This window comes from Lysinibacillus sp. FSL L8-0126 (assembly GCF_038630385.1).
Classification (GTDB): domain Bacteria; phylum Bacillota; class Bacilli; order Bacillales_A; family Planococcaceae; genus Lysinibacillus; species Lysinibacillus fusiformis_D.
Genome location: NZ_CP152028.1, coordinates 1,077,761 through 1,089,964, shown reverse-complemented (window position 1 = coordinate 1,089,964; position 12,204 = coordinate 1,077,761). Strand labels below are relative to the sequence as shown.

Annotated in this window: 10 protein-coding genes and 1 riboswitch; of the genes, 4 read left to right on the top strand and 6 right to left on the bottom strand. The window is 37.5% G+C overall.

Annotated features, from left to right (window positions below):
* Positions 1 to 14: 14 nt before the first annotated feature.
* Together pepT and MHI34_RS05105 are read right to left on the bottom strand one after the other, a co-directional pair.
* The gene (gene pepT / locus MHI34_RS05110) at positions 15 to 1,244 is read right to left on the bottom strand and encodes a peptidase T (protein ID WP_036117782.1); all 1,230 of its coding nucleotides are present in this window, start codon (positions 1,242 to 1,244) and stop codon (positions 15 to 17) included.
* 89 nt (positions 1,245 to 1,333) lie between these two features.
* Positions 1,334 to 1,984, bottom strand: a complete 651-nt coding sequence (locus tag MHI34_RS05105) for a lysoplasmalogenase (RefSeq protein ID WP_036117779.1) — start codon at positions 1,982 to 1,984, stop codon at positions 1,334 to 1,336.
* Between the two features lie 131 nt (positions 1,985 to 2,115).
* Here MHI34_RS05105 and MHI34_RS05100 point away from each other — a divergent pair, with 131 nt between their 5' ends.
* Complete coding sequence (locus MHI34_RS05100) at positions 2,116 to 3,795, top strand: hypothetical protein (RefSeq protein WP_342504177.1); 1,680 nt, start codon at positions 2,116 to 2,118, stop codon at positions 3,793 to 3,795.
* A 42-nt stretch (positions 3,796 to 3,837) separates the two neighbouring features.
* Here MHI34_RS05100 and MHI34_RS05095 read toward each other — a convergent pair whose 3' ends face one another.
* Together MHI34_RS05095 and chrR are read right to left on the bottom strand one after the other, a co-directional pair.
* A complete protein-coding gene (locus tag MHI34_RS05095; RefSeq protein WP_058844786.1) occupies positions 3,838 to 4,266 on the bottom strand; it encodes a hypothetical protein in 429 nt (142 codons plus the stop codon).
* A gap of 205 nt (positions 4,267 to 4,471) precedes the next feature.
* Positions 4,472 to 5,203, bottom strand: coding sequence for a class II chromate reductase ChrR (chrR, locus tag MHI34_RS05090; protein WP_342504176.1), 732 nt, complete (start codon positions 5,201 to 5,203; stop codon positions 4,472 to 4,474).
* Positions 5,204 to 5,562: 359 nt separating this feature from the next.
* Between chrR and MHI34_RS05085 the strand changes: the two genes are divergently transcribed.
* Both MHI34_RS05085 and tnpA read left to right on the top strand, forming a co-directional pair.
* The gene (locus MHI34_RS05085) at positions 5,563 to 7,086 is read left to right on the top strand and encodes a succinate CoA transferase (RefSeq protein WP_340810237.1); all 1,524 of its coding nucleotides are present in this window, start codon (positions 5,563 to 5,565) and stop codon (positions 7,084 to 7,086) included.
* 181 nt (positions 7,087 to 7,267) lie between these two features.
* The gene (gene tnpA, locus MHI34_RS05080; RefSeq protein WP_036129052.1) at positions 7,268 to 7,741 is read left to right on the top strand and encodes an IS200/IS605 family transposase; all 474 of its coding nucleotides are present in this window, start codon (positions 7,268 to 7,270) and stop codon (positions 7,739 to 7,741) included.
* A gap of 149 nt (positions 7,742 to 7,890) precedes the next feature.
* On the opposite strand, the gene MHI34_RS05075 is transcribed toward tnpA, so the two are convergent.
* The gene (locus tag MHI34_RS05075; RefSeq protein ID WP_058844783.1) at positions 7,891 to 9,372 is read right to left on the bottom strand and encodes a DASS family sodium-coupled anion symporter; all 1,482 of its coding nucleotides are present in this window, start codon (positions 9,370 to 9,372) and stop codon (positions 7,891 to 7,893) included.
* Between the two features lie 196 nt (positions 9,373 to 9,568).
* A complete protein-coding gene (locus MHI34_RS05070) occupies positions 9,569 to 10,201 on the bottom strand; it encodes a glycerol-3-phosphate acyltransferase (RefSeq protein WP_036117761.1) in 633 nt (210 codons plus the stop codon).
* Positions 10,202 to 10,356: 155 nt separating this feature from the next.
* Positions 10,357 to 10,470, top strand: a riboswitch (SAM riboswitch).
* A gap of 111 nt (positions 10,471 to 10,581) precedes the next feature.
* On the opposite strand from MHI34_RS05070, the gene MHI34_RS05065 reads away from it, so the two are divergent.
* The gene (locus MHI34_RS05065) at positions 10,582 to 11,883 is read left to right on the top strand and encodes an O-acetylhomoserine aminocarboxypropyltransferase/cysteine synthase family protein (RefSeq protein WP_058844782.1); all 1,302 of its coding nucleotides are present in this window, start codon (positions 10,582 to 10,584) and stop codon (positions 11,881 to 11,883) included.
* The last annotated feature ends 321 nt before the right edge of the window (positions 11,884 to 12,204 follow it).

Genomic DNA, 12,204 nt, shown 5'->3' with positions numbered 1-12,204 from the left:
AGAAATAAGATAGACTATTTAGCTTGTTGTTCAAAGAGCTGAACGATTTCAATAATAACTTGTGTTGCCTTTTCCATTGTTTCAGCAGATACATATTCAAATTTACCATGCATGTTTTCGCCACCAGCGAAAATATTAGGTGTTGGTAAGCCCATATAGGATAATTGTGAACCATCTGTACCACCACGAATTGGTAAGGTATTTGGTGTAATATCTAATTTTTCCATTGCGGCACGTGCGATATCAACAATTTCTTTTACAGGCTCAATTTTTTCGCCCATATTGTAGTATTGATCTTCAATAGTAATACTTAGGGCATGTTCGCCATATTGTGCTTGAATTTTTGCAGCCGTATCGAGCATTAATTGTTTTTTCTCTTCGAATTTTTGACGATCATGGTCACGCACGATATAAGATAGCTCAGTATGCTCAAGAGCCCCTTTAAAGCCCATTAAATGAATGAAACCTTCATAACCTTCTGTCTTTTCAGGAACTGCGTCGGCAGGCATTTCATTTTGGAAGGCAATGGCCATTGTGATAGCATTCACCATTTTATTTTTCGCAGAACCAGGGTGTACACTTGTTCCATTTGTAACAACCTTTACGCCAGCGGCATTGAAGCTTTCGTATTGTAGCTCACCAAGTGGTCCGCCATCCATTGTATAGGCATAGTCTGCTCCAAACGCGGCAACATCAAATTTATGTGGGCCACGTCCAATTTCCTCATCTGGTGTAAAGGCTACACGAATTTTTCCATGTTTAATAGTAGGGTTTTTAATGAGGTATTCCATCGCTGTTATAATTTCAGCAATACCAGCCTTATCATCAGCCCCTAATAACGTAGTGCCATCTGTTGTAATAAGTGTCTGACCCACGTAATTTTTAAGCTCAGGGAAGTCAGTTGGGGACATCACTAAATGTTCATTTAACTGAATATCTCCACCATCATAATTATCTATGCGCTGTGGATTCACATTTGTGCCAGTGTAGTCGGTAGCTGTATCAACATGGGCTAAAAAGCCGATAGTTGGTACTTCTTTATCTGTATTAGCCTCTAATGAAGCAAATAAATAGCCATTTTCATCTAATGTAATTTCTGTTAAGCCAATTTCAGCAAGTTCGTCTTTCAGGACATGTAACAGGTCAAATTGTTTTTGGGTAGAAGGAGTTGTTTCGCTTGTGAAGTCTGATTGTGTATCAATTTTTGCATAGCGTATTAATCGCTCGATTACTTGTTCTTTCATAAGTATGGCCTCCTAATGTGTATATGTTAAAATTCTTTGTGCATTCACAAAGTTGATTCTGGGCGCATTATGCCAAGGCATAATTGATATTATTGTAACACTTTACTTCGGATTTCGGAATATTGAAGGATACTTAATGCAATAAGTAATTGAGCGCTATAATAAGTTAGCATGATTACTTCGTGTGAAAAAGCTAGTGGCGTGACAAATTTATTAATAGCTAAATAAGAATCAGAAGCAATAAATAACAGAGCACCAATTGTCGCCAATGTAGAATCGGTTTTTATGGCCGTCCATCCCATAGTGAGAATCACTGAAATATAGGCAATCACTGCGATACCAAGTATCGTTTCACCTGTTTTAAAGACAGACCCTGCAATCCAGATGGCCATGCTCGCTCCGTAAAGCAGTAAGAGTATTTTTGCCCACGTGGGTACTTGCCGCTCGTTTGCGGTAGAGAAAGCAAAAATATAAAAGACATGACCTATAAGAAAGCTAGTCAGACCAATTAAAAACCACTGCAATGTATAGTCCCCAATCATACAAAATATAAGCCCAGCAATAATTAAAAGTTGGTATTTTTTAATATGTAATGGCTTCTGAATCGCAGCTAAAATAATGATGAGCAACATGGGAATCACTTTAAAAATGAGTTTTAAACTTTCGGCAATATGGGAAAAGAGAAATATATAATAAAGACCAAATAAAATAATGAAACCTATTAGAAATTTTTTTAACAAATTTTTCAGCTCCTTTCCTTTTGAAATTCAATATTTATGGTAGAATTCCTTTCTGTACAACGTATGTATGAAACTTTTTTAGTATGTAACCGTAAATAAGTAGACAGAAAGCTGAAGAGAGGATGAACCAAATGACTAAGCTACTGATAGCTTCTGCAGTCATTGCATTGATCGCGAGTGTGTTAGTGACACCGCTTATTACAAAGAAGCGAGAAGATGGTAAATCAAGAAAGGTGATTGGATACTTTTTTATTGGTGTCTTTGTACTAGGATTTTTAGCTACTGCAATCACTCTATATGTAACAAAAATTGATGTAAACTGGCTTGTTTTTTGGCCTGCTATTATTTTATTAACGTTAGCTGGCGCCCTGCTTGCAAGTGGTATTGAACGGAAAATAAAAGGTATTTTATTTTTAGCAAGTTTAGGCGTAGCTGTGTATGTATTATCGGCTCCTCTATGGAATGCTAATGAAAAATTTGAATCCTCAGAAATGAAGGAAGAAGTTGAAATAAAACCATTCGATGAGACACAAACACCTGCAAGTGTACCACCGAAATTTGCTCGCAATAAAATGAAAAAAGCTTTCGGGCAAGTGCCAAACACTAGTTACTATGAGTTAGGACGCTTACAAATCCAAAAAGTGAAGGGTGATTATGTTTATATCGCACCAGTTGAATTTTCAGGATTCTTTAAATGGATGAATGGGGATACAACACCTGGTTACTTTATTATGAGTGCCACAGATTCTGCAGATAATCCTAAATTCGTTAAAGAGGAAATGAAATATGTTCCTTCTGCATATTTAAATGCTAATTTAGAACGTCATATTCGTTTACAACATCCATTCCTTATTTTTTATGGAGATGTTCAGCTTGAAGTAGATGATGAAGGTAAGCCTTATTACATTCGTTCATATGGTGAATTTATTACCGCGCGTAATGGCTTTGATGTGAAAGGGATTGTTTTAGTTGATGCACTAACAGGGAAATCGGAAACGGTTGAACTGGACAAAATACCTGAATTTATTGATGGTGCAGTTTCACCAGAGACAGTAAGTTTACAAAACAGTTATTTTGGTAATTATGTTCACGGTTTTTGGAACAGTATGTTTGGTAAAAAGGATGTAAAGATCCCTTCCGATGAAGGAACAGAATCGAATGTAAGTCCAATTTTCGATGAGAAGGGTGATATGTATTACTTTACTGATTTTACAAGCCCTAAAGAAGGCGTAGATTCAATGTTAGGCTATTCCTTAACGAATGCTCGTACAGGGGATGCCACATACTATACAGGAAATTTAGATTCAAGTTATATGGATTCACAGGGTAATTTACAAATTATCGAGAAGAAATTTATTGAGAAAAAATGGACTGGTGAAATGCCAGTGTTATATAACTTTTATGGTGAAGCAAGCTGGCTGACAGCGGTACTAGATTCCAACGGCTTTTTACAAAACTACTTCATCGTATCTGCTGCCAATCCTGAAATATCTGTTTATGCTACTACTCCTAAAGAGGCACTAAAGCTATATAAAACGGCCTTAAGTCGTGGAGGAAATACAGTAGATGGTAGCTCAAATGCGGAAGAGAAACAAGTGAGCGGGAAGGTAATGCGTGTTTACAAAGAACGTCTAGGTGATTTTACAATGGTATCTTTCTTATTAAATAATGGTGAAAATTATTTAATTAGTGCCGAAACAGAGCCTTTAGCAATATATTTACAAGAAGGTGATGAGGTCATTCTCACATATGGCGATACAGGTGAACAATTCTTGCCAGTTCGATCCCTCATGATTAAGGGATTACAATAAAAGAACAAAAGACGATCTTCGATATATCAAGATCGTCTTTTATTATGTGGATTTGTCCTCTTGAATAAAGGTTAGCATTTTTTTTTTATGGTTCATAAAGAGTGTTTTTGCGTGGTCATTTAATGTAAAGATTTCATGTAAATAGCCTTGTAGTAATCTATTTTCGTACGCAAAAGAATGCGTGGATTCGCGTTCTAAAATATAGGATAAAAAAAGAGTATGTAAAACAGCTACTTCTAAATTTTGTGTATTGGTAATAAATTTTAAGTTGAGAATAGAGGTATGGGAAACGAACTGATTAACATAATCAATAGCCTGTTTATACAGTGTCAAATCAACATTCGGCTCTAATCGTTTTCTTAGCTGTGTACATGCATTATTTAATTCCTCTATTTTTAAAAATAAACCTCTTACACTTCTTTTATGTTGTTGTTCTAAAGTACGAGCAAGATGTTTATTGATATTGGACATTATTCATTTAACTCCTTTCATCCATTAGGGATCATTTATTAATATGAATGGAATAGCTGGAAAAGGGAAGAGGCTTTTCGTTTAATTTATTGGTGAACTTACTATCTATATCGAGACAAAATCACTAGCCTTAATATCGATGAGTAATAAAATTATGAAAAAAATGGGGTTCTAATCATACGATAGTAACCCCATTTGTATTTGGTTATTTCCAGTTAAATCCTTTTGTAGCTAAAAACTCTTTAATATGAGGACGTCGTTGTTCGACTAAAAAATCAGCCATTTGTTTAGTCCAATTATCAATTTTTCTGTTTGATGAACGATTATTGTAATAAATTTCCATTGTCGCATTATAAGCTGGTAAAAGCTCTTCATATTTTTCAACATTGTATTCATTTTCATGTAATATGGCAGATACAGGTAAACGTGGTTTTACTTCATTGCGACGAGCTGGGACACCGATTGTCAGACCGAATAATGGGAAAACGTGATCAGGTAAATTAAACAATTCACTTATTTCAGAAGGTTTATTTCGTACTCCTCCAATATAGCAAATTCCATACCCCATTGACTCTGCTGCAATAACAAAATTCTGTGCAAACAATGAAACATCTGCGACACCAACAAGGACATTTTCAGCTGAATCAGCCACAATGTCTACTCCCTCTAATTTTCCTGCCATTTGAAGACGCTTGAAATCGACGCAGAAGACAAATGCACCACCTGAAGTTTCATATTGACGTGGGTTACCAGAGAGTAAGCCTAATTTTTCTTTTTTGTCTGCATCTGTTACCCATATAACACTATAGGCCTGCACAAAATGGGATGTTGCAGCCATTTGCGCTGTTGCGATCAAATCTTCGATGATTTCCTTTGAAATTGGTTGTCCATCATAAATACGTACCGATGAATGATTGCGTAATAATTCTTTAACCATTTAAAAACTCTCTCCTTTATGCGTGCTTTATATCAAGAGCATAGCACGCTTTGTCGCCAAAATCGAATGAAAAAAAGATAGATAGTTATATTTAAATAGTTTACAAATGTAGAAATTATCTCGTAAAGTAAAATATTTCATTTAATATAGATTAAATATTCTAAATAGTTTAAAATTATTGAAGCGACTGTTTATTTGGTTGTGCTACCAAAAAATACAATTTCTTTATTCAACGGATGTGAGTGTTTATCTGATGCAACATTATTTGGATAAAGATAGAGCTTCTGACGAATGTCACACATTTAATGGAACCAAATATGCAAGTTGAACAAAAATATAGTGGGATGGGGGAATAAGGAATGGAAGAAAAGTTAGCGAAAAAGCTTCGCCATGAACAATTGCGGAGCAAGATTGTAACAGCAGAAGAAGCAGCATCTTGGATTAAAGATGGTATGGTATTAGGGATGAGTGGATTCACACGTGCTGGCGATGTAAAAGTCGTACCTCTTGCACTTGTAGAGAAAGCTAAAAAAGAGAAATTTCAAGTAGATGTCTTTACAGGTGCATCACTTGGTCCTGAAGTAGACCAATATTTAGCAGAAGCAGGTGTCATTCGTAAACGAGGCCCTTTCCAAGCAGATGCTGGTATTCGTAATAAAATCAATAGCGGTGATATCACATTTGTAGATGCCCATCTTTCTCATAATGCTGAACTTGTTCGCCAAGGTATTATAGGTCCTATTGATTTTGCGATTATTGAAGCTGCTGCCATTACAGAAGACGGCTTATTAATTCCTACAACTTCAGTTGGTAACTCTCCGATTTTTGTACAAGAAGCAGACCAAATCATCATTGAATTAAATGTAGCACAGCTTGATGCATTAGAGGGAGTGCATGATATTTTCGTACCTGCGCCACAAGGTAAGCGTGATCCAATTCCTTTGCAAAATGTGTCTGATCGTCTTGGTATAATTGGGATTCCGCTAGATTTAGATAAAGTAAAGGGCATCGTTATCTCAGATATATTAGATGCGCCATCAACAATTGTTCCTGCTGATGAGGAGACAGATGTAATGGCGAATCATTTATTAAATTTCCTACGTGAAGAGATTAATGTAGGTCGCTTAACAACGAGCTTGCGACCAATTCAATCAGGAGTAGGCTCAGTAGCAAACGCCGTATTGTTAGGCTTTAAAGATTCTGAGTTCGAGAACTTAGAAGTTTATTCAGAAGTTCTACAGGATGCAGTATTTGAATTAATCGATGCAGGGAAAGTAAATTTCGCTTCCGCTACTTCTATTACCCTTTCAGAGCAAGTAGGAAACCGTGTTTATGGGAACTTTGAAAAGTATGCTGATAAATTAGTATTACGTCCACAAGAAATTTCCAATCAACCAGAAATTATTCGTCGACTCGGACTTATTTCAGTGAATACAGCATTGGAAGTTGATATATACGGCAATGTTAATTCAACACATGTTTCTGGTACAAAGATGATGAATGGCATTGGAGGGTCTGGTGACTTTGCACGTAATGCACGTCTAGGGATTTTTGTGACGAAATCGTATGCTAAAGGTGGCAACATTTCAAGTATTGTCCCTATGGTTTCACATGTGGACCATACTGAGCATGATGTGGATGTCATCGTAACTGAGCAGGGTGTAGCTGATTTACGTGGGCTTGCCCCGAAAGAGCGAGCGGCGCTTATCATTGATAATTGTGCACACCCCGATTATCGTGAGCAACTATGGCAGTATTATAATGATGCCAATGAGGCGACTCGTGGACATCATACGCCACACGATCTAGAAAAAGCACTGTCATGGCATGTTCATTATGCAAAAAGTGGGACAATGAAGGACCCTGCGTTTACGAAACAATAAAATACCATCATTAAAGCCTTGAAGGACAATTGTGCTTCAAGGCTTTTTGTTGTGTGCTTTGAAAACCCCCTGCTATGCAGGGGGTTCCGGAAAGCTTTTAGCTATGGACAATAAAAAAACTCCAAACGTACAATAAAGTCAGGTCTAGTCAACCGACTTCGTACGAAAGGAGCCACCATAAATGGATAATAAAAGTTTAGCACATACAACGTGGAATTGTAAGTATCATATCGTCTTTGCGCCAAAGTATAGAAGGCAGATTATTTATGGTCAAATTAAAGCAGATGTTGGAAGAATATTGCGCCAATTATGTGAAAGAAAAGATGTAGAAATCATAGAGGCAACAGCCTGTCCTGACCATATTCATATGTTGGTAAGTATTCCTCCGAAATTGAGTGTATCTGCGTTCATGGGTTATTTAAAAGGGAAGAGTAGTCTAATGATTTTCGACCGACATGCAAATTTAAAGTATAAATACGGTAATCGTCAATTCTGGTGTCGAGGATACTATGTGGACACAGTCGGCCGAAATAAGAAAAAGATACAAGAGTATATAAAAAATCAATTACAAGAAGATATCCTGCAAGATCAAATGACGATGAAAGAATTCATTGACCCATTCACAGGAGAAGAAATCAAGAGAAAGAAAAAATAAGTAAGCCGCTTTAGCGGTTTGTGTGAAAACGGAGTGCGGTTGGCAGACCATTCAGAATGTCTTTAGACATGGGCCAGTACCCCAGCGTTTCACGCGCAGAGCAAACCACCAGTTATACTGGTGGTTCTGATTGTGAGCATATTAGAGTTTTATAATAATCCAATCCATTTCCAATAAGTAGCTGAGAACAGAAGAATTAGAAGGAAGCCGATAATCGTTAATGGAATACCAGATTTCAAGAAATCCTTTGTTGTAAATGCTCCTGTCCCATAGGCAAGCATATTTTGTGGTGCGCTAATTGGTAATAGGAAGCCAAAACTTATGACGAATTGTTGCACGATGACAAAGCCAACTTGATCAACATTCGTTGTTAATGTAGAGGCTAGTACGATGAATACAGGTATCAGTGCAGAGGCTAAGCTTGTTGCACTTGCAAAGCCTAAATGAATTAAAATATTAAATAATGTTACGAGTGCGATGGTTGCTAGTATTGGCATCGTATCTAGCCCAAGTGAACCAAATACTTTATCGGATAACCATGATGCACCTTCCGTCTTAAGTAAAATGGTTCCTAGCATAATACCTACGGCAAAGACGATAATTGTCCCCCACGGGATATGAGGTTCAACTTCCTTCCATGAATAAACACCGATTTTAGGCATTAATAAAATAGCGATGGCAATAATTGTGACTGTAGTTGTGTCAAAGGGATGCAATTTCCCTTCAGTTGCCCAGAAAAATAGCAAAACGATTGATGTTATGATTAAGCGAATTTCAGGAGCCTTCAATGGGCCAAGCTCTGAAAGCTGTTTTTTGATGACCTCTTTACCACCTTCGATATTGCTAGTCTCAGGCTTAATTAAAGCGATCATAATGAAAAATAGAGCTACAGACATAATGATTGAGAAGGGGGCAGCATAGAGCAACCAAGCACCCCAGGAGATATCCACATTAAATTGTTCCTGAATAAAGTTTAAAGCGACCATATTTTGAGCTGCTGCTGTCTTGATACCGATATTCCAAATGGAAACGGCTTGTACCGAAGTAATAACAAGTAAAGCGGCGAGTCGACTATCGCGTGGTAAACCAAATGCTGCGACCATCCCTAGCAATATTGGTACGACTGCGCCTGCACGTGCTGTGGCAGAAGGAACAAAAAAAGCGAGGGCTATAGAAACTAAAATGGCGCCGAATACGATAGCTTTTGTTTTTGTTCCTACAAGTGAAAGGATCCAGAGAGCAAGCCGTTTATGTAAGTTGGTAATTTGCATGGCTGCTGCTAAAAAAAGAGCTGCTGCTACTAATGCGACAGCGGAATTACTAAATCCACTTAAGGATAATTTTAAAGCGCCAGCAGTTCCTAATTCTGTAGCAGGATCGTCCATTGATGGAGCGAGCCCTAGTAGAACAGTTACAAGTGCAATGATCATGGCTGAGCTAACGGGATAGGACACGGCCTCTGTTACCCATAGGATGACTGCGAATGCTAAGATGGCTAAAGCTCGTTGTCCAGCAATCGGTAAGTCACCGTTATTAGGTAAAAAAGTAATGATGATTAGTAAAGCAAAGGCCAAGCCAATCCATAGTGGCTTTAAATTCCGTTTCGTAGCTGTTTGATTGGGTGAAGACATATTTTCTCATCCTTTCTACGATAAATATGACGATTATTATCCATAACATCGGTTAGTAAAATGTTTTATTAAGATAAGAACTTGTCTATTTTATTGTAAAAAAATAAGTATGCAGAATAGCTGCTTTTTACAGCGATATAAGTAGATAAAGAGAAAATATACGGTCATAAAAAATACAAAAATATCCATTGTAATATTATTTCTTTTTCTTAAATGCAGACGTTACTTTAGGCTCTGTACCCTTCACTAATCGTTGGATATTTTCGATGTGCAGGATAATAGCTATGCCAAAAAGAAGGACAGCAATTATAGTTGGGCCAATTCCAGGAATCCATAAATATGTTGCCGTACAAAAAACGAGATAAAACTCTAGAACACCGACAATTAAATAGTTAGTTGCAAAGGATAAAATGACAAATAAAATAAGTGCAAATAAACCAATCTTCCAATCTACAGCAAGTAGAATTCCAATAATAGAGGCAGTTCCTTTCCCACCATTGAAGCCCATATAAAATGGGAAATTATGACCCAAAATAACCCCTGCAGCAATAATGTAGGTCAGGAGCCATATTTCTCCTTCGGTTAAATGCGGAGCATCTGCTAAATAAAAGTGTGCACCGATAATAGCTACAACGCCTTTGCCAATATCGATTAGGGCTACTAAAACGCCATATTTCCAGCCGAGGGAAAGTGTAGCATTAGAGGCACCTGCATTGCCATGGCCAGCTTTTTTTAAATCAACCCCCGATAAAAATTGTGCCACTTTAGAGCCGTGAATACAGCCAATTAAATATCCAACTAAGAGAAAAATGATCACGGCTTTTACCATAAAAATACTCCTTTCAAATTTTTTTCTAAATTAGTGTATGCGTTCATATTACGTATAAGAGCTGACAGAAGTTTCGGAAAAAATAAAATTTACATATTGACAGAAAAAAACTCTATGTTTATACTGTGTTACAACGATGGAAATTGAATCTCATACTCTTATCAAGAGCGGCGGAGGGATAGGCCCTATGATGCCCAGCAACCAGTAAGTGATGAACTTACTAAGGTGCTAATTCCTACAGATTCTTACTTGGATCTGGCAGATAAGGGGAGGAAAACTTGCAACCGCAACCCTCTTCTTAACAGGAGAGGGTTTTGTTTTCTACACATAAATCCTCCTCATCTCCGGTACCATCGTAAAAAAATAATTGGAGGTACACAATGACAAATTTTAAACCAGAAACATTGCTGTTACATGGTGGTCAAGAGCCAGACCCAGTGACGGGCTCTAGAACAGTTCCTGTCTATCGCTCAACTGCTTTCGTATTTAAGGACACTGCTCATGCGCAACGTCTTTTTGCCTTAGAGGAAGCGGGGAACATTTACACACGGATTACAAATCCGACAGTGGATGTTTTTGAAAAGCGTGTGGCCTTATTGGAAGGTGGAACAGCAGCAGTAGCACTTTCATCTGGTGCAGCAGCTATCGCATTTTCCATTTTAAATCTAGCTGGAGCAGGCGATGAAATAGTAGCAGGTAGTTCTTTATATGGTGGTACGTATAATTTATTGGCTAACACATTACCGAAGTATGGCATTAAAACAATTTTTGTAGATGAAACAAACCCAGAGAATTTTAAGGCTGCGATTACCGATAAAACGAAAGCTGTCTTCGCTGAAATTTATGGTAATCCAAGTTTAAAAGTTTTAGATATTGAAGCAGTAGCTAAGATTGCACATGCTAACAGTTTACCATTAATTATCGATAGTACATTTGCTTCTCCTTATGGTTCCACACCAATTGAATACGGTGCAGATATTGTTGTTCACTCCGCGACTAAATGGATAGGTGGTCATGGTACAACTTTAGGTGGGGTTGTTGTAGACGCTGGTAAGTTTGATTGGACTAGTGGACGATTCCCTGGATTTACGGAACCAGATGCTTCTTACCATGGATTACGTTACGGAATTGATACAGCTTCTGCTGCTTTTGCTACGAAGCTACGCGTACAGTTGTTACGTGACTTCGGTCCAACATTAAGTGCTGACGCAGCGTTTAATTTACTACAAGGTTTAGAAACGCTTCATTTGCGTATCCCTAAACACAATGAAAATGCGTTGGCGGTTGCTGAATATTTACGAAACCACCCATCTGTGGAGTATGTAAACTATAATGGCCTAGAAGATTTTGCGACACATGATTTGGCGAGAAAATACTTGAAAAATGGCTTCGGTTCTGTGCTTACATTTGGCATTAAAGGTGGACGTGAGGCTGGTCGAAAGCTAATTGATAGCGTGAAGCTGTTTTCACATGTAGCAAATGTAGGGGATGCCAAATCGCTCATTATTCACCCAGCATCTACTACACATCAGCAATTATCAACAGATGAATTAATTCAAGCTGGCGTAACCGAGTCGCTCATTCGCTTATCCATCGGTTTAGAGGCAGTAGAGGATATTATTGCTGATTTAGAACAAGCCATTACGCTTGCCACAACAACTGAACAAACTGTAGAAGCTTAAGTTTTAGAACGCAAGGGAGGATGTTGTAGAGTTTACGTATTTTCTCATTCGAATTGCCTCATTTGGCATTGCGTCAAACGTTGCTACATCAACCAAGTATAAAATCCATCAATTATCAGAACTTTTTTAAAAATAATACCAAGTATTTTTATGTGTATTATTGACTTAATTAATTCCATGTTATATACTAGGGAATAAGTTAAGAATACGAAAATTCTTGTTATAAGGTAAATGTTTTCATAAGTGCTCCCCCCACTTTTGAATATATAGAAGAAGAGTGGTCGCATAGCCAGTGACTGCTCTTCCAAAAAAACTGATGAT

Coding starts and splice junctions, on each gene's coding strand:
- MHI34_RS05100 (WP_342504177.1), top strand. CDS start 2,116: ATGACTAAGCTACTGATAGCTTCTGCAGTCATTGCATTGATCGCGAGT.
- chrR (WP_342504176.1), bottom strand. CDS start 5,203: ATGGTTAAAGAATTATTACGCAATCATTCATCGGTACGTATTTATGAT.
- MHI34_RS05065 (WP_058844782.1), top strand. CDS start 10,582: ATGACAAATTTTAAACCAGAAACATTGCTGTTACATGGTGGTCAAGAG.
- MHI34_RS05095 (WP_058844786.1), bottom strand. CDS start 4,266: ATGTCCAATATCAATAAACATCTTGCTCGTACTTTAGAACAACAACAT.
- MHI34_RS05085 (WP_340810237.1), top strand. CDS start 5,563: ATGGAAGAAAAGTTAGCGAAAAAGCTTCGCCATGAACAATTGCGGAGC.
- MHI34_RS05070 (WP_036117761.1), bottom strand. CDS start 10,201: ATGGTAAAAGCCGTGATCATTTTTCTCTTAGTTGGATATTTAATTGGC.
- MHI34_RS05075 (WP_058844783.1), bottom strand. CDS start 9,372: ATGTCTTCACCCAATCAAACAGCTACGAAACGGAATTTAAAGCCACTA.
- pepT (WP_036117782.1), bottom strand. CDS start 1,244: ATGAAAGAACAAGTAATCGAGCGATTAATACGCTATGCAAAAATTGAT.
- tnpA (WP_036129052.1), top strand. CDS start 7,268: ATGGATAATAAAAGTTTAGCACATACAACGTGGAATTGTAAGTATCAT.